At 63.2% G+C, this 19,903-nt stretch carries 19 protein-coding genes; 5 read left to right on the top strand and 14 right to left on the bottom strand.

Annotation, left to right across the window (positions count from 1 at the left end; translation table 11 throughout):
- From VMP31_RS08205 to VMP31_RS08160, 10 genes are all read right to left on the bottom strand, one after another.
- Nucleotides 1-186, bottom strand: coding sequence for a DUF2065 domain-containing protein (locus VMP31_RS08205; RefSeq protein ID WP_325505895.1), 186 nt, complete (start codon nt 184-186; stop codon nt 1-3).
- A gap of 141 nt (nt 187-327) precedes the next feature.
- Nucleotides 328-1,197, bottom strand: a complete 870-nt coding sequence (gene hflC / locus VMP31_RS08200) for a protease modulator HflC (protein WP_325505893.1) — start codon at nt 1,195-1,197, stop codon at nt 328-330.
- Entirely contained in the window at nt 1,197-2,351 is a 1,155-nt protein-coding gene (gene hflK / locus VMP31_RS08195; RefSeq protein ID WP_325505892.1) for an FtsH protease activity modulator HflK, read from the bottom strand. Before hflK ends, hflC begins: the two co-directional genes overlap by 1 nt.
- Nucleotides 2,352-2,447: 96 nt before the next feature.
- Nucleotides 2,448-3,749 carry a ribosome rescue GTPase HflX gene (gene hflX / locus VMP31_RS08190; RefSeq protein ID WP_325505890.1) on the bottom strand — a complete coding sequence of 434 codons (1,302 nt, stop codon included), beginning with the start codon at nt 3,747-3,749 and terminating at the stop codon, nt 2,448-2,450.
- A 14-nt stretch (nt 3,750-3,763) separates the two neighbouring features.
- Nucleotides 3,764-4,024: an RNA chaperone Hfq gene (hfq, locus tag VMP31_RS08185; protein ID WP_325505888.1), complete on the bottom strand. Its 261-nt coding sequence runs from the start codon at nt 4,022-4,024 to the stop codon at nt 3,764-3,766.
- Between the two features lie 102 nt (nt 4,025-4,126).
- Nucleotides 4,127-5,068, bottom strand: coding sequence for a tRNA (adenosine(37)-N6)-dimethylallyltransferase MiaA (gene miaA, locus VMP31_RS08180; RefSeq protein ID WP_325506128.1), 942 nt, complete (start codon nt 5,066-5,068; stop codon nt 4,127-4,129).
- A 33-nt stretch (nt 5,069-5,101) separates the two neighbouring features.
- Complete coding sequence (gene mutL / locus VMP31_RS08175; RefSeq protein ID WP_325505886.1) at nt 5,102-6,982, bottom strand: DNA mismatch repair endonuclease MutL; 1,881 nt, start codon at nt 6,980-6,982, stop codon at nt 5,102-5,104.
- Nucleotides 6,979-8,397: an N-acetylmuramoyl-L-alanine amidase gene (locus tag VMP31_RS08170; RefSeq protein ID WP_325505884.1), complete on the bottom strand. Its 1,419-nt coding sequence runs from the start codon at nt 8,395-8,397 to the stop codon at nt 6,979-6,981. The genes mutL and VMP31_RS08170 overlap by 4 nt, the downstream gene beginning before the upstream one ends.
- A 19-nt stretch (nt 8,398-8,416) precedes the next feature.
- Nucleotides 8,417-8,884, bottom strand: a complete 468-nt coding sequence (gene tsaE / locus VMP31_RS08165; protein WP_325505883.1) for a tRNA (adenosine(37)-N6)-threonylcarbamoyltransferase complex ATPase subunit type 1 TsaE — start codon at nt 8,882-8,884, stop codon at nt 8,417-8,419.
- Complete coding sequence (locus VMP31_RS08160; RefSeq protein WP_325505881.1) at nt 8,872-10,371, bottom strand: NAD(P)H-hydrate dehydratase; 1,500 nt, start codon at nt 10,369-10,371, stop codon at nt 8,872-8,874. Before VMP31_RS08160 ends, tsaE begins: the two co-directional genes overlap by 13 nt.
- A gap of 59 nt (nt 10,372-10,430) precedes the next feature.
- Here VMP31_RS08160 and queG point away from each other — a divergent pair, with 59 nt between their 5' ends.
- Nucleotides 10,431-11,492, top strand: a complete 1,062-nt coding sequence (gene queG / locus VMP31_RS08155; protein ID WP_325505879.1) for a tRNA epoxyqueuosine(34) reductase QueG — start codon at nt 10,431-10,433, stop codon at nt 11,490-11,492.
- A gap of 183 nt (nt 11,493-11,675) precedes the next feature.
- On the opposite strand, the gene orn is transcribed toward queG, so the two are convergent.
- Together orn and VMP31_RS08145 are read right to left on the bottom strand one after the other, a co-directional pair.
- Entirely contained in the window at nt 11,676-12,218 is a 543-nt protein-coding gene (gene orn / locus VMP31_RS08150) for an oligoribonuclease (protein WP_325505877.1), read from the bottom strand.
- 28 nt (nt 12,219-12,246) lie between these two features.
- Entirely contained in the window at nt 12,247-13,023 is a 777-nt protein-coding gene (locus VMP31_RS08145; RefSeq protein WP_325505875.1) for a class I SAM-dependent methyltransferase, read from the bottom strand.
- A 120-nt stretch (nt 13,024-13,143) separates the two neighbouring features.
- Between VMP31_RS08145 and rsgA the strand changes: the two genes are divergently transcribed.
- Nucleotides 13,144-14,175: a small ribosomal subunit biogenesis GTPase RsgA gene (rsgA, locus tag VMP31_RS08140; protein ID WP_325505873.1), complete on the top strand. Its 1,032-nt coding sequence runs from the start codon at nt 13,144-13,146 to the stop codon at nt 14,173-14,175.
- Between the two features lie 124 nt (nt 14,176-14,299).
- Here the strand turns inward: rsgA and motB are convergent, their stop codons facing one another.
- Both motB and motA read right to left on the bottom strand, forming a co-directional pair.
- Entirely contained in the window at nt 14,300-15,322 is a 1,023-nt protein-coding gene (gene motB, locus VMP31_RS08135; RefSeq protein WP_325505871.1) for a flagellar motor protein MotB, read from the bottom strand.
- Between the two features lie 8 nt (nt 15,323-15,330).
- Nucleotides 15,331-16,182: a flagellar motor stator protein MotA gene (gene motA / locus VMP31_RS08130; protein WP_325505869.1), complete on the bottom strand. Its 852-nt coding sequence runs from the start codon at nt 16,180-16,182 to the stop codon at nt 15,331-15,333.
- A 120-nt stretch (nt 16,183-16,302) separates the two neighbouring features.
- Here motA and VMP31_RS08125 point away from each other — a divergent pair, with 120 nt between their 5' ends.
- The 3 genes from VMP31_RS08125 (at nt 16,303) to asd (ending at nt 19,837) form a co-directional block, all read left to right on the top strand.
- Nucleotides 16,303-17,817 carry an HDOD domain-containing protein gene (locus tag VMP31_RS08125; protein WP_325505867.1) on the top strand — a complete coding sequence of 505 codons (1,515 nt, stop codon included), beginning with the start codon at nt 16,303-16,305 and terminating at the stop codon, nt 17,815-17,817.
- Between the two features lie 311 nt (nt 17,818-18,128).
- A complete protein-coding gene (locus VMP31_RS08120; protein WP_325505865.1) occupies nt 18,129-18,944 on the top strand; it encodes a rhodanese-like domain-containing protein in 816 nt (271 codons plus the stop codon).
- 35 nt (nt 18,945-18,979) lie between these two features.
- The gene (gene asd, locus VMP31_RS08115) at nt 18,980-19,837 is read left to right on the top strand and encodes an archaetidylserine decarboxylase (RefSeq protein WP_325505864.1); all 858 of its coding nucleotides are present in this window, start codon (nt 18,980-18,982) and stop codon (nt 19,835-19,837) included.
- The last annotated feature ends 66 nt before the right edge of the window (nt 19,838-19,903 follow it).

Raw genomic sequence — 19,903 nt, 5'->3', positions numbered from 1 at the left:
TCAGTGAAGCCAATAAAGGAAGGTTGTGCCCAGCAGCATGCTGGCCAACCCCATCAGACGTAGCTGTCGATCAGACAGCTGCGCCAACTGTACGAGCGCCCCGCGCCAAACACGCGGACCGAGGAAGGGCAGGATGCCTTCCAGCACCAGCAATAGACACAATGCGATGCCAAGTTCCTGCCACATGGCTCCCACAGACGCAAAAAAGCCGGGATTTTCCCGGCTGCCGCATGATACCACGCTAAAAGCTTCAGGCCACAAGCCCCAAGCAACAAGTGAGCGTCACACGCTGACCTGCGGCTTGTAGCTTGTGGCGTGCAGCTGCCTTTACGGCTTGGATTTCTCCAGATAACGGAAGAAGTCGCTGCTCGGATCCAGCACCAGCACATCGCGCTTATCGGCGAAACTCTCGCGATAGGCCCTCAGGCTGCGATAGAAGGAGTAGAACTCCTGGTCCATACCGTAGGCCTTGGAGTAGATCGCAGCGGCCTGGGCATCACCATCACCGCGCAGCTCTTCAGCCTGACGATAGGCATCAGCCAACAGCACGCGGCGCTGACGATCGGCATCGGCACGAATCCCCTCAGCCAGCTCTTTACCCTTGGCGCGGTGCTCGCGAGCTTCACGCTCACGCTCGGAACTCATCCGATCGAACACGCTGCGGTTCACTTCCTTCGGCAGGTCGATGGCCTTGACCCGTACATCCACCACCTCGATGCCCAGCTCACGCTGCGCAGCACGGTTGAGCGACGCAGTCACGTCGGCCATCAGCGCATCGCGCTCGCCGGATACCGACTCGTGCAGGGTGCGCTTACCAAACTGGTCACGCAGCGAAGCTTCAAGACGACGAGCCAGACGCTCGTCGGCAATCTGCTTCATACCGGACGTCGCGGTGTAGTACCGCTCGGCATCCAGCACGCGCCACTTGGCGAACGCATCGACCATCAAGGCCTTCTTTTCCAGGGTAAGGAAACGCGAGCTGGTGGAGTCCAGCGTCAGCAGACGCGCGTCGAACTTGCGCACCTGGTTGACGTAAGGAACCTTCACATGCAGGCCAGGCTGTACATCCGGCTTTACGATACGGCCGAACTGCAACAGCACCGCCCGCTCGGTTTGCGCCACGATATAGAAGCTGTTCCAGGCCACCAGCGCCACGACCACGCCAACAATCAGGGCGATCAGCGATTTATTGCTCATCAGCGGCTCTCCCTTGCGCGCAGCTCAACCTGACGCGGATCGATACTCACACGCGACCCCGCATCACTGGCACCCGCACCCGAGATGGAGCTGGGTGCAGACGAGCTGCGGCCGTCGATCATCTTGTCCAGCGGCAGATACAGCAGGTTGTTCTGCCCCTTGTCACCGGTCACCAGGACCTTGCTGGTGTTGCTCATCAACTCCTGCATGGTGTCCAGATACAGACGCTCGCGGGTGACTTCCGGTGCCTTGCGGTACTCGGTCACCAGAGCCGTGAAGCGATCCGCCTCACCCTGGGCACGGGATACCACTTCCTCGCGGTAACCGCTGGCATCCTCAATCAGGCGCTGAGCCTGACCGCGAGCTTCCGGCACCACGCCATTGGCGTAGGTTTCCGCCTGGTTCTTCTCGCGCTGCTCGTCTTCACGGGCACGGATCACGTCATCGAAGGCTTCCTGCACTTCGCGCGGCGCGGCCGCACTCTGCAAGTTGACCTGGGTGACGTTGATACCGGTGCGGTAGTTGTCGAGGAAGCGCTGCAAGCGATCCTTGACCTCGCTGGCCATCAGTTCGCGACCTTCGGTCAGCACCTGATCCATCTCGGTGGAACCCACGACATGGCGCACGGCACTGTCGGTAGCGTGCTGCAGGCTGACTTCCGGTTGATCAACGTTGAGCACGAAATCCTGCAAATTGCTGATCTTGTACTGCACGGTCAGCGGCACTTCGATGATGTTCTCGTCCTCGGTCAACATCTGCCCCTGCTTGCTGTAAGCACGCTCGCGGGTGACGTTTTCCTGGAACTTGCGATCAATCGGCGGGAAATAGATGTTCAGGCCCGGCCCTACGGTTTCGTAGTACTTGCCGAAACGCAGCACCACAGCCTGCTCCTGTTCATCGACCACATAAATGGCGCTGTACAGCCAGACCGCAGCCAGCACCGCCAGGCCCACTAACAGCAGGCCATAACCACCGCCACTGCTGGAGCCGGTATCGCTGCCACGTTTCTTACCGCCACCGAACAGCCCGTTGAGGCTCTCCTGTAGCTTGCGGAAGGCCTCATCGAGATCCGGTGGCCCCTTGCGGTCACCGCCTTTGCGGCCACCCCATGGATCCTGATTATTCGAGTTGCCACCCGGCTCATTCCAAGCCATAGCGCTCTCCATCTGATAAAGCAAAGACGCGCCCACGGCGCGCCCGCCAATGCTACCGAATGCATGCAGCCAGCGGCAAAACCACTGACGCAGGCTTTATTGCAAAGTGTGTTGCTCAATAAATTCCAACGGCTTCAAACCCGCTCGGGTGACCAGTCGATTCAGCTCGATGCGCGGTAGTCGAACCGCCAACAGACTGCTGCCATCCTCGGCATGGGCCTCGCTTTGCACCGCCCCCAGAGCGAAAAACTGTGCGCGCAAACGCGCCAGGTCCTGCGGCAACTGCAATGTAGCGACAAACAGGTCATCGCCCAGCAACTCGGCGATGGCCTGCTTCAATAACGGCAAGCCGCGCCCGTCACGGGCCGATAACCAGACCCGCTGCGGTTTGCCGTCGGCATCGCGCTGGATCTGCGGCTCGACACCTTCCAGCAAATCCAGCTTGTTGTATACCTCGAGCATCGGCAGCTCATGAGCCCCGATCTCGCTCAGCACCGCCATGACCTGCTCGATTTGCTGATCGCGCTCGGGCTCATGGGCATCGATAACGTGCAACAACAGGTCGGAGTTGCTCGATTCTTCGAGGGTGGCGCGAAAGGCTTCGACCAGTTTGTGCGGTAGATGACGGATAAAGCCCACCGTATCGGCCAGCACTATTGGCCCCAGATCGTCCAGCTCCAGACGGCGCAGGGTTGGATCCAGGGTGGCGAACAGCTGATCGGCGGCGTACACATCCGATTCGGTCAGGGCATTGAACAGGGTCGATTTGCCGGCGTTGGTATAGCCGACCAGGGACACCGAGGGGATATCGGCACGCTGACGCCCACGCCGCGCTTGCTCGCGCTGGCTGCGCACCTTCTCGAGTTTCTGCTTGATCTGGCGAATACGCACACGCAACAGGCGACGGTCAGTCTCCAACTGGGTTTCCCCCGGACCGCGCAGACCGATACCACCCTTCTGCCGCTCAAGGTGAGTCCAGCCGCGCACCAGGCGCGTACTCAGATGATCCAGCTGTGCAAGCTCGACCTGCAGCTTGCCCTCATGGGTGCGCGCGCGCTGGGCGAAGATATCGAGGATCAGACCGGTACGGTCCAACACCCGACACTCGAACACCCGCTCCAGGTTGCGTTCCTGACTGGGCGTCAGCACGTGATTGAAGATCACCAGGTCGGCCTCGGTGGCTTTGACCTGATCGCGCAATTCTTCAACCTTGCCGCTACCAATCAGGTATTTGGCGGTCAGCCGATTGCTCGGCACATTGAAGAAGGCCACCGTATCGGCACCTGCCGAAATGGCCAGCTCCTGGAATTCTTGCGGATCTTCACGCGCCGCGGAATCCTGACCGTCCAGATGAACCAGGAGAGCCCGTTCCCCACCTTCATGGCGCTCGAAGAACAATACAACCTCCTAGATCAGGCGTTACCCGGCTCTGCTTCTGCCAGCTCGGTCTCGGCTGCACTCGGCAGACGCACCGGACGGCTTGGCACTACGGTGGAGATGGCGTGCTTGTAGACCATCTGGCTGACAGTGTTCTTCAGCAAAATCACGAACTGGTCGAAAGACTCGATCTGACCCTGCAGCTTGATGCCGTTGACCAGGTAGATGGAAACCGGGACGCGCTCCTTACGCAAGGTATTCAGGTAAGGGTCTTGTAGCGAATGCCCTTTTGACATGTGCCGCACTCCTTTAAGGATCAATTTTCAATAATTTTTAGTAAAACCAGTAAACGGTTCAAACCGCCCCACTTCTCAGAGTAGACGGCTAACGGCAAGGTCTCAGGTCAATATGGAGACCGCTGCCAGGTATTTCAAGGCGCGCGGCAGATTGTCACAGTCCAGACTGTCCAGCCAATGTGCATCGCCCCAACCGCGCAACCAGGTGAACTGCCGTTTGGCCAGTTGGCGCGTGGCAATAATGCCCTGCTCCTCCATCTGCGCCCTGCTCAGGTTGCCGTCGAGGTAATCCCACACCTGGCGATAACCTACAGCTCGTATAGACGGCAAGCCGGGATGCAAGTCACTTCGTTGGCGCAGGCCTTCGACCTCTTCGAGCAAACCCTGTTCCAGCATCAGGCGAAATCGCTGAGCGATTCGCTCGTGCAGAATCGAACGCTGGGCCGGAGCGATAACCAATTGCGCGACAGTATAGGGGAATTGCCCCGCCGCCGATGCGCCGGCTGCGGTATTTTCTGCAGCCTGGCGCTGACGGTGTGCGCTCATGCTCAGGCCGCTGAGGCGGTAGACCTCCAATGCACGGATCAGACGCTGCGGATCGTTGGGGTGAATCCGCGCCGCAGACTCAGGGTCGACCCCGCGCAGCTCGTCATGCAGCGCCTGCCAGCCTTCACGCTCGGCACGCGCCTCCAGCTCTGCGCGCAGCAGCGGATCGGCACCAGGCATATCCGCCAGGCCTTCCAGCAACGCCTTGTAATACAACATGGTGCCGCCCACCAGCAGCGGAATCCGCCCGCGCGCCGTGGCCTCGGCCATGGCCGCCAGGGCGTCACTGCGAAACTCGGCCGCTGAATAGCTCTCGGCCGGATCGCGGATATCCACCAGACGATGAGGAAATTCGGTCAGGGTCGCCTTGTCCGGCTTGGCCGTGCCGATATCCATACCGCGGTAGACCAGCGCCGAGTCGACGCTGATCAACTCGCAGGGCAGCACCCGCGCCAGATCCAGGGCCAGATCGGTCTTGCCGGCGGCCGTCGGTCCCATCAGGAAGATGGCCGGCGGCAATAAGTTGCTCACTTAACGCCCCCGCAAGAACAGCTTGTCGAGATCGTCCATGCCCAGCTGGGTCCAGGTCGGGCGACCATGGTTGCACTGGCCGCTGCGCTCGGTGTGTTCCATATCACGCAGCAGCGCGTTCATTTCCGGCAGGGTCAGACGGCGATTGGCCCGCACTGAACCGTGGCAAGCCATGGTGCCGAGCAACTCGTTGAGGTGGGCCTGGATGCGGTCGGTGGTACCGTACTCCAGCAGATCGGCCAGTACATCGTGGACCAGGCGGGTCGCTTCGGCCTGCTTGAGCAAGGCGGGAATCTGCCGGATCGCCAGGCTTTCAGGACCCAGGCGCTGCAACTCGAAGCCCAGGCGCTGGAACCACTCGGCATGTTCCTCAGCGCAATCGGCCTCGCGCTGGCTGACCGCAATAGACTCCGGCACCAGCAGCGGCTGACCGCGCAGGCCCTCACTGGCCATAGCCACCTTCAGCCGCTCATAGGTGATGCGCTCATGGGCGGCGTGCATATCCACCACCACCAGGCCCTGGACGTTCTCGGCAAGGATATAGATGCCTTTCAGCTGGGCGATGGCATAGCCCAACGGCGGGATATCGCCCTGCGCTTCCGGCAGAGCGGGCGCTGCAGCACCGCCCGTTGGCAGCGGCGCGAAGTATTCGCGGTAGGCCCCCTGGGCCTCCGCCGCGGGCAGGGCTGGCTCGGGGCGCACGCCCTGATAGCCGGCACCTGGGGAGCGCCACACCGAAGCGGCGGGCGCAGCTTCGAGCAAGCTGGCCGCCAGGCCGATTTCGCCCTGGGGGCCGAACTCGCCGGCGGACTGCCCGGTGGGGCGCACCATCTCGCTAATGCCGGCCGGAGCCGCCAGCTGATCTTCCGGGCGTACCTCACCCAGTGCGCGGTGCAGGGTGCCGTAGAGGAAGTCATGGACCATGCGCCCGTCACGGAAGCGCACCTCATGCTTGGTCGGGTGCACGTTGACATCGACCACCGAGGGATCGATCTCGAGAAACAGCACAAAGGTCGGATGACGACCGTTGAACAGTACATCGCGGTAGGCCTGACGCACCGCATGGGCAACCAGTTTGTCGCGCACCATGCGGCCGTTGACGTAGAAATACTGCAAGTCCGCCTGGCTGCGGGAGAAGGTCGGTAAACCAACCCAGCCCCACAAATGCAGGCCGTTGCGTTCGATGTCGATAGGCAGGGCCTGCTCCAGGAAGGCCGGGCCACAGACCGAGGCCACGCGCCGCGCGCGGCTGAGTTCATCCGGGGCCTCGTGCAGGCCGAGCACGGTCTTGCCGTTATGGCGCAGATGGAAGGCCACATCGAAACGGGCCAGGGCCAGACGCTTGATCACTTCCTGCAGGTGGTCGAATTCGGTCTTCTCGGTCTTGAGGAACTTGCGCCGCGCGGGGGTGTTGAAGAACAGGTCGCGCACCTCGACCGAAGTACCGACCGGGTGGGCAGCAGGTTGTACCCGCGGCTGCATATCGCGACCTTCGGTTTCCACCTGCCAGGCCTGCTCGGCATCTTCCGTGCGCGAGGTCAGGGTCAGGCGCGCCACCGAGCTGATCGAGGCCAGGGCCTCGCCACGAAAGCCCAGGCTCATCACCTGTTCGAGGTCTTCCAGTTCGCGGATCTTGCTGGTGGCGTGGCGGGCCAGAGCCAGAGGCAAGTCATCCGGGGAGATGCCGCTGCCGTTGTCGCGGACCTTGAGCAGCTTGACCCCGCCCTGCTCGACATCCACCTCAATGCGCTTGGCACCGGAGTCCAGGCTGTTCTCCAACAATTCCTTGATCACCGAAGCGGGCCGCTCGACCACTTCTCCGGCGGCAATCTGGTTGGCCAGCCGCGGACTCAGCAGCTGGATACGACTGACTTGACTCATGGCTGCGCCGCCAGAGCCGTCGCCGGCACTTGCAGCCTTTGGCCGACCTTGATCACATCGCTTTTCAGCCCATTGGCGTTGCGCAAGGCCGCCAGGCTGACCTGATAGCGCTGGGCGATCAGCGCCAGGCTTTCGCCGGAACTGACCACATGCTCGCGGGGACCGAGGGTGATCTTACCGTTATCACGCAACCAAGCCACATAGCTGCCCGGTGGCGGGTTTTCATGGAAGAACTGCCGCACGCCGCTGACAATCGAGCGCGCCAATGTCTGTTGATGGCTGGCGCTGGCCAGCTTGCGCGCTTCATTGGGGTTGGAAATAAACCCGGTTTCCACCAGGATCGACGGAATATCCGGCGATTTGAGCACCATAAAGCCGGCCTGCTCGACCCGACGCTTATGCAGCGGAGTGACCCGGCCCATATTGCCCAGCACCTTGTTGCCGACATTCAGACTGGAGGACAGCGAAGCGGTCATCGACAGATCGAGCAGCACCCCGGCCAGCATGCGGTCCTTGTCGTCGAGACTTACATTGCCGGCACCGCCGATCAGATCGGACTGGTTTTCCGAGTCGGCCAGCCAGCGCGCGGTTTCCGAGGTGGCACCGCCCTCCGACAGGGCGTACACCGACGCGCCAAAGGCCGCAGCCCGTGGCGCGGCGTCGGCATGGATGGAGACGAACAGGTCCGCGCCCTTCTTGCGGGCGATCTCGGTGCGCCGACGCAGCGGAATAAAGTAGTCGCCGGTACGCACCAGCTCGGCGCGAAAGCCCTTCTCGGCATTGATCTGCCGCTGCAGTTCCTTGGCTATCGCCAGGGTCACGTGCTTCTCGTACTGGCCCTTGACTGGCGACAGGGCCCCCGGGTCTTCACCGCCATGGCCGGCGTCGATGGCAATCACGATCTCGCGCTTGCCGTTCGGCACCGGGGTCAACTTGACGGGCGCCCGAGTCGGCGTCACCGGCACCGGTGGCGCAGTGGCAACCGTGGTGCTCGGCAAACGCGGCGCAGCCCCCGACTCCTGGTCGAACAAGTCGACCACCAGGCGATGGCCATATTGCTGATTGGGGGCCAGGGTAAAGCTCTTCGGTGTCACCGGGGCCGACAGATCAATTACCACTCGCAGGTCGTCGGCGGTGCGCTGGGCCGAACGCATCCCGGTGATCGGGGTATTGCTCAGGGCCAGCTGATCGAAGCGGGTGGCCAGCTTGGCTCCACCGACATCGATAACGATACGGTCGGGAGCGGACAGCAGAAACACGCTGTGCTGCACCGGCCCGGACAGGTCGAATACCAGGCGGGTGTTATCCGGTGCCCGCCACAGCCTGACGCTGCGCACATCCGAAGCGGCCAGTACATCGGCGGCCAAACCGGCCAATGCCACTCCAAGTACGATGAAACGCGCGCCTATGCGCATAGCCAACCCCATATTCTGATCATGCCCCGGAAGCCAAAATGGCACACCAGGTTTCACCGCGCACGCTGTGTGCCTGCAAACGCAGCGCACGGCCGGTCGCTTGCGGGCTAATGGTAATGTCCAGGTCCGCCTTTGGCAAAACGCCGGCACCGCGCTCGGGCCACTCGACCAGGCACAGGGCGGCACCGTCGAAGTAATCGCGGATGCCGAGAAACTCCAGCTCCTCGGCATCTATCAGGCGATAGAGGTCGAAGTGGAAGGCTCGCACACTGCCGATCTCGTAGGGCTCGACCAGGGTAAAGGTCGGGCTTTTCACCGCCCCGACATGCCCCAGGCCACGAATAATGCCGCGCGACAGGGTGGTTTTGCCGGCCCCCAGGTCGCCATGCAGATAAATCACCCCAACCCCGGCCGTCGCCTTGGCCAGCGCCGCGCCCAGCACCAGCATCGCCTCTTCATCGGCGACAAACAGTTCTAACTCAGACACTCGGACTGCTCCTGCAATAACTGACGAATAACCGCACACAAATCACTGGCCGCCAGGCCACGACCCTGTTCAGCCAGCACCTCGCCCGCACGGGCATGCAGGTAGACCGCCAGGCTGGCTGCGGCAAAGGCGGGCAACCCCTGGGCCAGCAGCGCCCCGATCAGCCCCGCCAGCACATCCCCCAGCCCGGCACCGGCCATCACCGGATGGCCGTGCTCGCAGAGCAGCAAGGTCCCAGCGGGGTCGGCAACCAGGGTACCCGCGCCTTTCAGCACGCACACCGACTGATAACGCTGAGCCAGAGCCCGAGCGGCGGCTGGACGATCCGCCTGTACCGCGGCGCTGTCGAGCCCCAGCAAACGCGCGGCCTCCCCCGGATGCGGGGTAATCACCGCAATGGATGGCATACTGATACCGCCCAAGGCCAACAGGTTCAACGCATCGGCATCCCACACCTGCAGCGCCTGACTGCACACCGCCGCCGACAACAGGCTGCGCCCCCAGGCCGCCTGCCCCAGCCCCGGCCCGACCACCCAGACGCTGGCCTGCGCGCCCAGGGCCCGCAGCTGGTTGGCCGACGCCACGCCAGCGGCCATGACCTCGGGTACTCGGGCCTGGGCCGCCGCCAGGTGCTCGCTGCGGGTGGCCAGGGTAACCAGCCCAGCCCCAGCCCGCAGCGCGCTCTGCGCCGCCAGCAGGCCGGCCCCGGCAAAACCGCGGTCGCCGGCCACCACCAGCACATGACCCAGCTGGCCCTTGTGCACACTGCGCGGGCGGGGCGGCAACTGCGGCACATTGCTTCCGGCCAGGCGCTGGGCGGTAAAGGGCTGCGCGGCAACCAACTGCGCATCGGCCTGCAGGTCAACGAACTGCACCTCGCCCACCCAGTCGACGGCAAGCCCGGTGAACAGCCCCAGTTTCAGGCCGATCAGGGTTACCGTCAGCTGCGCCCGCACCGCCACGCCCAGCACCTGGCCGCTGTCCGCGCACAGCCCCGAAGGGATATCCACCGCCAGCACTGGCAGGCCGCTGGCGTTGAGCAGGGCAATGGCCTGGGCATAGGGTTCGCGCACCGCGCCGCTGAGGCCGGTACCGAGCAGCGCATCGACCACCACCCCGCTCAGCGCGGCGCACTCACTCCAGGGCTGAACACACACACCGGCGGCCAGCGCCTCGTCGCGCGCCTGGGCCGCATCGCCCTGCAGCAGCGCCGGGTCGCCCACCGCCAGCACCTGCACCTGCCAGCCGGCACGCAAGGCCAGCGCCGCGATCAGGTAGCCGTCGCCGGCGTTATTGCCGCGCCCAACCAACACCGTAATCGCCCCGGCAGCCGGCCAGCGCTGGCGCAAGGCACGCCAGATGGCATGGGCGGCGCGGGTCATCAGCTCGAAACCGGGGGTGCCGGCGGCGATCAGCCGAGCATCCAGCGCGCGCACTTGCGCCGCGCTGTACAGAGCCAGGGGAAGATTGTCGGGAGAATGCGGCATGCGTGAGCTCCGTTGTCTGGCAGAATTATACGCACCCCAGCCCAGGTTGCCCGCTCAGTATGTCCAGCGCCTCACTCGATCTTGCCGCCCTCGCCCAGTCGATCAAAGACTGGGGCCGCGAGCTGGGTTTTCAGCAAGTCGGTATCGCCGATGTGCAACTGGGCGAACACGAGGCGCATCTGCAGCGCTGGCTGGACGCTGGCTACCAGGGCGAGATGGACTATATGGCCGCCCACGGCAGCAAACGTTCCCACCCGGATGAACTGGTACCCGGCACCCTGAGGGTCGTTTCGCTGCGCATGGACTACCTGCCCGGCGACACGCAGATGGCCCAGCGCCTCGCTCAACCCGAGAAGGCCTATGTATCGCGCTATGCCCTGGGCCGCGACTACCACAAGCTGATCCGCAAGCGCCTGCAGCAACTGGCCGAACGCATCCAGCAGCAGATCGGGCCGTTCGGCTACCGCGCCTTTGTCGACAGCGCGCCGGTGCTGGAAAAAGCCATCGCCGAACAGGCCGGCCTGGGCTGGATCGGCAAGAACACCCTGGTGCTCAACCGCAAGGCCGGCAGCTACTTCTTTCTCGGCGAACTATTCGTCGACCTGCCGCTGCCTGTCGACCCACCCCATGCCAGCGAACATTGCGGGCGCTGCACGGCCTGTATGGACATCTGCCCGACCGCGGCCTTTGTCGGCCCCTATGTGCTGGATGCGCGGCGCTGTATTTCCTACCTGACCATCGAGCTCAAAGGCGCGATCCCGCTGGAGCTGCGCGCGCCGATCGGCAACCGGGTGTTCGGCTGCGACGACTGCCAGATGGTCTGCCCCTGGAACCGCTTTGCCAAAGCCACCGAGCAAGGCGACTTCCAGCCGCGCCACAGCCTGGACAATGCCGAGCTGGCCGAATTGTTTTGTTGGAGCGAGGAGGAATTTCTCAGCCGCACCGAAGGCTCGCCGCTGCGCCGCGCCGGCTACGAGCGCTGGCTGCGTAACCTGGCGGTGGGCCTGGGCAACGCGCCGTCGAGCATCCCGGTGCTGGAAGCGCTCAAAGCGCGCCGCGAGCATCCGTCGGAGCTGGTGCGCGAGCATGTCGAATGGGCGCTGGCTCGCCATGGCCTGTAACGAATACAGCTGTGTTCGCAGGTCGTGGATGGGTGGGGCCGCCTAGGTGATAACCCATCAATTGGCTGATGGGTTATCACCCATCCTACGCGCTGAGCGCAAAAAAATTCCGCTTCCCTAGCAAGGGAGTGCGGCATTTTTCTTAGGTGAACAGCGCTCCCGCATTAGCGGGCTTTTTATGCATCACACCTTGAGGAAGTGCTGGCGGTAGTGCTTCAGCTCGGCGATGGACTCGCGGATATCGTCCAGCGCCTGGTGCGTGCCCTGTTTCTGGAACGACTCCTTGACCTGCGGTGCCCAGAGGCCGGCAAGAATCTTCAAGGTCGAGACATCCAGATAGCGGTAGTGGAAGTAGGCTTCCAGGTTCTGCATGTACTTATAGAGGAAGCGCCGATCCTGGCCGATGCTGTTGCCGCAGATTGGCGACTTGCCCTTCGGCACCCACTGCTCGAGGAATGCGATAGTCATGGCTTCCGCTTCGGCCGGGCCGATCTTGCTTTCCCGTACGCGCTGGGTCAGGCCGCTCTGGCCATGGGTGCGGGTGTTCCACTCATCCATGCTGGCGAGCAGCTCATCGCTCTGGTGCACGGCAATCACCGGGCCTTCGGCGAGGATATTGAGGTCGCTATCGGTGACGATGGTGGCCATCTCGATAATGACGTCGGTTTCGGGTTCCAGACCGGTCATTTCCAGATCGATCCAGATCAGGTTCTGCGAATTTTGCATGCGTGGCTCCTCGACTAAGGCGGCCAGTTTAGCAGCCTGGCATCTGCCACAAGAGTAATCGTGAATTGCGCCAATCGTGCAATTCGACCTGCCGATCGGCCGGCACCCCCGGCACCTCGAAGGTATTGCTGACAAAGTGGCTGCCCGCCGGCATCTGCGCCCGGGCCTTGGCCCACAGCCGAGCCATGGGCGCGGGTGAGAGAAAGCAATAGACCACATCGAACTGCGCCAGGTCGGTGCGCCAGAGATTCTCGTAGCGAATCCGGCAGTTGCTCCGGGGTAATGCTCGCAACCAGGCGATGGCGAAGGACAGCGGCGCGGTTTCCACACCGACAAACTGCGCCTGCGGATAGTGGCGAGCTAGACTCAGCAACGTGCCGGCCGGACCGCAACCCAGATCGATAAAGCGAAACTGCGCGGGCTGCTGGTCAAGCACCGCACGCAGATGCTGACGCGCACCGGCAGCAGTCAGGTACAGCGGCACCCGCTCGCCAAAGCTGTTCCAGTTGAGCAGCAACAGCAGCACAAAACCGCAGAGAAACACCCAGGACGGCAGCGGCGCACCACTGGCCAGCAACAGCGCCGGGACGAACAGCAAGTTCAGCCAGCACCACCAGCGCGACAACCCCAGGTAACGCGCCAGAGTGGCAGCCAGCAAGCCTTGCAGCAGGCCGGTAGCCAATAAAGTAGGCCGCCAAGGTGACAGCTGAGCCGCCAGATACAGCACCAGGCCGATCAGCAACATCGCACCCAACTGGGCAGACAACGCCAGCAACGCCGGGTATTGCCGGACAACGCGCAGCATGCGGAACTCCTGAAGCGCCCGATCAATGATACGCCGCAGTTTAGCCGCGCCAGCAGCTCAATAGGCAGCCCGTGCTAGACTCGCGACCGTTTATTGCGCAATTCAACTCTCGGAAGACCCATGGCCAAACGCCAACTCAACCGCCGGCAAAACTGGCGTATCGAAAAAATCCAGGGCGAGCGTGCCGCCCGCGCCGCCAAACGCGAGTCGCAGGCTGTACAGATTCTTGAAGGCGGTGACCTCGGCCCAGAACAGACCGGCCTGATCATCGCCCACTTCGGCGTACAGATCGAAGTCGAAGCGCTGGATGGCGAACTGGCCGGCCAGGTATTCCGCTGCCACCTGCGCGCCAACCTGCCGACCATGGTCACCGGCGACCAGGTGGTGTGGCGGGCCGGCAACCAGGGCATCGGCGTCATCGTCGCGCAGCTGCCGCGCAGCACCGAACTATGCCGCCCGGACACCCGCGGCCAGCTCAAACCGGTGGCGGCCAACGTCGACCTGATCGTGATCGTCTTCGCCCCGCTGCCCGAGCCTCACGCCAACCTGATCGACCGCTACCTGGTGGCCGCCGAACACGCCGGCATCCGCCCGCTGCTGCTGCTGAACAAGACCGACCTGCTGGATGAGCAGAATGCCGTGGCCCTCAACCGCATGCTCGGCGTTTACCGCGAACTCGGTTATCCGCTGCTGGAAGTGTCCGCTCACGGTGGCGATGGCATGGAGCAGCTGCAGCTGCAACTGGACGGTCACGTCAGCGTATTCGTCGGCCAGTCCGGGGTCGGCAAGTCGTCGCTGGTCAACAGTCTGTTGCCGGAAGTCGATACCCGCGTCGGGCCGCTCTCCGAACTGACCGGCAAGGGCACCCACACCACCACCACCGCGCGACTGTTCCACTTTCCCCGCGGCGGCGAACTGATCGACTCCCCAGGGATTCGCGAATTCGGCCTGGTGCATGTCAGCCGTGATGATGTCGAAGCCGGCTTTATCGAGTTTCACGACCTGATCGGCCAATGCCGCTTCCGCGACTGCAAACATGATCGCGAACCCGGCTGCGCCCTGCTCAAGGCTCTGGAAGACGGCCGCCTGCACCCGCAGCGCATGGCCAGCTACCGGCATATCCTGGCCAGCCTGCCGGAAACCGAGTACTGAAAAAATCGCCGGGAGCGATTTTTAACGTCGCACCGCTACGGCCCGCCGGGTGGCCGCCAGGGATGGCAGGCCATCAACATAAAAAGGCCGCGACATGTCGCGGCCTTTTGCTGGCGATTGCCGTTTACTCAGTGGGCTGATCGAACTGCAACACGCCTTCCTCGAAGATATTCAAGCGCTCGCGTAACTGCCCATCGGGCAGCGGCTCACCTGGCGCGACAGGTGCTGCCGCATCCGGCGCAATAGGCGCAGCCGCAGGTTCTGCAGGCGCATCGTCTGCGGCGGCATCACTCTGCTCGCCCTCGATGGCTCGCTGGGCCTTCTTCGTCAGTACCACGATATCGATACGGCGGTTGACCGGGTTGAGCGGACTCTCCCGATCAAATAACGCCGAAGACGCGTAACCCACCACCCGCGCCACCTGTTCATCGTCATAGCCACCGGCAATCAGGACGCGCCGCGCCGCATTGGCGCGATCGGCGGACAGCTCCCAGTTGCCATAACCGCCGCGCCCGACGAAGGGTTGAGCATCGGTATGACCGCTGACACTGATCTTGTTCGGCACCGCCGCAATGGTGTCGGTGAGGGCCAGCAGGATGTCCTCGAAATAGGGCTGCAGGCGCGCACTGCCGGAGGCAAACATCGGCCGGTTCTCGGCATCCATGATCTGGATGCGCAGACCGTCCTGGGTGATCTCGAACAGTATCTGGTCCTTGAAGCGCTGCAATTGCGGATTCTCGTCGACCTTGTTCTGCAATTCCTGCAGCAGCAGCTCAAGGCGCTCTCGCTCTACTTCTTCAGCTATTGACTCGGCCTGCTGCAGGTCGACTTCCGCGTCCGCCGCATCCACCGCGTCCGCAGGGTCCTGCTCTTGCTGATTGAGGGTGCGGTCGGGAGCCGGTGTCGGCGAGCCGCCGAGGTCGATCACATAGGGGCTGGCACTTTCGGAAAAACCGATAGGGTCCTTGAAATAGCCCGAGATCAACTTTTTCTGCTCAGGCGTGGCCACCGACATCAGCCACATCACCAGAAAGAACGCCATCATCGCCGTGGCGAAGTCAGCAAAAGCGATCTTCCAGGCACCGCCATGATGGCCACCGGCAACCTTCTTGACCCGCTTGACGATAATCGGCTGATTGTTTTCCATGCTTGGCTTTAGCTCCCGCGCATGGCCTGTTCAAGCTCGACAAAGCTCGGACGATGCGCCGGATACAGCACCTTGCGCGCAAACTCCACCGCCAGCGACGGCGGCATGCCGGAGGCCGAAGCCACCAGACCGGCCTTGATCGCCTCGTAGACGTTCAACTCCTCCTTGGCATCGTGCTCCAGAGCAGCCGCGAGGGGGCCGAAGAAGCCGTAGGAGGCCAGAATCCCGAGGAAGGTACCGACCAGCGCGGTGCCGACCTTCTGGCCGATTTCAGCGTTGTCCGCTTCGGCGAGAATCGACATGGTGATCACGATACCCAGCACCGCCGCGACGATACCCATGGCCGGCATGCCGTCGGCCACCTTGGCCACAGCATGCGAGGGGTGTTCGAGATCTTCCTTGAGGCTGGTGATTTCCATGTCGAATAGCCCTTCCAGCTCGTGGGGGGCCATATTGCCGGACGACATGATGCGCAGGTAATCGCAGATAAAGGCGGTCATCCGCTCATCCTTGAGGATGCCCGGATACTTGCTGAAAATCGGACTGGCCGCGGGGTCTTCGACATCCGCCTCGATGGCCATCATGCCTTCGCGGCGACTCTTGTTGAGGATCTCGTAGATCAGCTTCAGCACATCGAGGTAGTAAGCATGGGTAAAGCGCGAGCTGAACATGCTCAGCGACTTCTTGGCCACATGCACAAAAGCGCTGCCTGGGTTGGCCTGGAGAAAGGCCCCCAGCGCCGCACCGCCGATGATCAAGACCTCGAAGGGGTGCACCAGGGCCATAAACTGGCCGCCGGAGAGCATAAAGCCACCCAGCACACTGGCGAGCACAACGATGATGCCGATGATTTTTACCATAGAGAAAACATGCCAAAGCTAAGGGGAGATGGGGCCGGAAAAAACAACCCTTCTATTTATCGGAAGATTTGCGCGAGACTATAGCCAGTTAAGGTCAAAAGCCAGCTTGGCTCAACCCGAATGCCCACACCACTACCACCCCCGCGCACCCTCCCGAACTGGCTGAAGCTGCTGGATGGGCAGCTGTTGCCCGTGTCCAGCGAAAGCCAGCAACGCTTGCGCCGCGGCCTGGCCGACAGCAACAGCTCAATACGCGAGATTGCCGAGCTGATGCAGCACTGCCCGGCGCTGGCGCTTAGCGTGTTGCGCGAGGCCAACCGCCAGGGCGCGGCCAACAAGGAGCCGACGGAAAGCCTGGAAGGGGCGATCAGCCGCCTGGGCCTGAAACGCACGGAAACACTCCTGGAGCAGCAACCGGCCCTGGCCGAGCAGGAACTGCCCAAAGCCCTGCGGCAAATCCAGCTGATCAGCCTGCATGCCAGCCAGCAGGCCAACGGCCTATTCGCCGGTCGCCTGGCCCGCCTGTGGCATGAAGTGCACTGGGGCAGCCTGCTGTTCCTGGCACCTATCTGGACACTGCTGGCGGCTCACCCCGAGCTGTTCGAAATCTGGGAACAGCGCGTGCTGGTCAAGGGTGAACCGGCGGCGCGAGTCGAACAGGAGGTCCTCGGCGTGCCCCTGCTGCAACTCTGCCTGGCCCTGAGCGAGCGCTGGCGCTTGCCCGAGTGGATCACCCAGGGCTACCGCCTGCTGCTCAACGACCGCCGCCTACTGGTCAAGGCCCTGCATATCGCCCGCAATAACGAACATCCGCTGCAACAGCAACAATGCCTGGACGCCGACAGCAACCTGCAGCGCTGGCTGACCCACCCCGCCAATAGCATTCTGCTGGCCAACGGCATGGCCCTGTCCGCCCATTACGCCTGGAACGGCCAGCACAGCCTGCGCTGGCAACGTCTCGCCGGCCTGTTTCTCCAGCTGCCCCTGGCCGAGGTGCAGCAGGCCCTGCACCAGCAAGCCGTAAACAGCGCACGCCAGCACTCGCACACAGGCCTGTGGCATCCGGCCGAGGCCCTGCTCTGGCCCTGGCAGGCGCGCCACCTGCAAGCCACCATAGAGCAGACCAAGACCCCGCCGCCCAGCGCCTGGCGTCAGCACTGTGCTCAGCTGCTGGCCCAGCCCAGCCCATTCAGCAACGTGCTGCAGCTCACCGCCTGTGCCAACCAGGCCCTGCAGGCCTGCGGCATGCAGCGCCTGCTGATCCTCCTGGGCGACCGCAACCACAGCCGTCTGATGGTACAACAGCACTGCGGCCTGGACCCGGCGGCCGACCAACTGAGCCTCGACCCGCAACAGAGCCAGGTCTTGCGCCGCCTGCTTAGTGCCCCGGCGCAGCTGCGCCTGAGCCCCGCCAACGTCGCACAGTTTTCGGCACTGCTACCCGGCTCGCTGAAAAGCCTGTTTCCCAGCGAACACCTGCTGATCCGCTCGATTGCCAGCAACAACCGCGTGGTCATGCTGGTGTTCGCCGACCAAAATGGTCGCCCCCTCAGTGACGGCCTGGTGCAGGGCTTTGGCAAAACCGTGCAATGCATTGAGCGTGCCTTGACCAGCTTTGCCAACCGCGGCCGCTAGGGTCTGTTGCCGTTTCGTTCGCGGCCGCGCCGGAGCCTGTTTTAGCGCGAGACAAGGCACGAGACGCGAAGTTTGGTTGTTCCAAATGAGTGTCGAGAAACGCAGTATCGCGCTAAAACAGGCCCGGCCCTTCGGGTTGCGCGGAAAATCTCGCCATGCGGTGTTGGAGGACTTGGCAAGGGAACGACCATTACCTGCGTCCTCCGCCTAGCCTGGCGAGATTTTTCGCAGCAACGCGGCTCGCGACGAAACGGCAACAGGCCCTCAGCTTCCGCTACAATCCGTCCCTTTCCCGTCAAAAGAGGCCCGGCATGACCGCCTTCGCTGAGTTGCCCTTGCTGATCGAACCGGCCCAACTGGCCAGCCGCCTGGATGCACCCGAGCTGATTCTGGTCGACCTGACCAGCAGCGCGCGCTACGCCAGCGGGCATATCCCTGGCGCACGCTTTGTCGACCCCAAGCGTACCCAGCTGGGTCAGCCACCGGCACCCGGCCTGCTGCCCGAACAGGCGCAGCTCGAGCAGCTGTTCGGTGAACTGGGCCACCGCCCCGATGCCGTCTACGTGGTGTATGACGATGAAGGCGGGGGCTGGGCCGGGCGCTTTATCTGGCTGCTGGACGTGATCGGCCACACGCACTACCACTACCTGGACGGCGGCCTGCATGCCTGGCTGGCGGAAGACCTGGCCCTCAGTACGGAACAACCCGCCGCCGTGCAACAGGCGCTCAGCCTGACTCTGAACCAGGAACCCACGGCCAGCCGCGAGTACCTGCAGAGCCGACTCGGCGCGCCCGACCTGGCCATCTGGGATGCCCGTTCGCCCGCCGAATACCGCGGAGAGAAGGTCCTGGCGCAGAGAGGCGGGCATATTCCCGGCGCAGTCAACTTCGAATGGACCGCCGCCATGGACCAGGCCCGCGCCCTGCGCATCCGCCAGGACATGCCCGAGATTCTCGACACCCTGGGCATCAGCCCCGACAAGGAACTGATCACCCACTGCCAGACCCACCACCGCTCAGGTCTCACCTATCTGATCGCCAAAATACTGGGCTACCCGCGGGTCAAGGCCTATGCAGGCTCTTGGGGCGAGTGGGGTAATCACCCGGACACGCCGATCGAGCAATAAAGCGCTACCCGCTTCTCACATTTGAAGGAACACCAATGAAAGACCGCCTGTTTATCCTCAGCCAGTACCTGCTGCCCCACCACCTGCTGTCGCGCCTGATCGGCTGCGCGGCCGAATGCCGTGCTGGCTGGTTCAAGAATCGCCTGATAGGTTTATTCGCCAAGCACTACCAGGTGAACATGAGCGAAGCGCAGATTGAAGACCTGACGGCTTTTGCCCACTTCAATGACTTCTTCACCCGCGCCCTCAAAGACGGCGCGCGCCCCCTGGACCCGACCCCCGGCGCGGTGCTGTGCCCGGCCGACGGCGCGGTCAGCCAGCTGGGTAAAATCGAGCACGGGCGGATTTTCCAGGCCAAGGGCCACAGCTTCAGCCTGGTCGAACTGCTCGGCGGCGACACCTCGCGCGCCGCGCCCTTTATGGGCGGCGAGTTTGCCACCGTCTACCTGTCGCCCAAGGATTACCACCGCGTGCATATGCCGCTGGCCGGCACTCTGCGCGAGATGGTCTATGTGCCGGGCCGCCTGTTCTCGGTCAACCAGACCACCGCGGAAAACGTCCCCGAACTCTTCGCCCGCAATGAGCGCGTGGTTTGCCTGTTCGATACCGAGCGCGGTCCCATGGCCGTGGTGCTGGTCGGTGCGATGATCGTTGCCTCAATCGAAACCGTCTGGGCCGGCCTGGTCACGCCACCCAAGCGCGCCCTGAAAAGCGTCAGCTACGACGAGGCCGCCCGCGCGCCCATCGTCCTGGACAAGGGGGCCGAACTGGGTCGCTTCAAGCTCGGGTCCACCGCCATCGTTCTATTCGGCCCGCAGCAGGTGCAGTGGGCCGAACAACTGACTGCCAACAGCAGCGTGCAAATGGGCCAGCGCCTGGGCGACGCCAGCTGACGGGTTGGCGGTGAACCCCTGCTGGCCTTTGGAGGTCAAACGTTCAACCTGCAAGGCCACAGGACA

The organism is Pseudomonas sp., from assembly GCF_035512415.1.
Classification (GTDB): Bacteria; Pseudomonadota; Gammaproteobacteria; order Pseudomonadales; family Pseudomonadaceae; genus Aquipseudomonas.
Note: the sequence above shows the minus strand (reverse complement) of the source record. Positions and strands in the feature narration are given on the sequence as shown.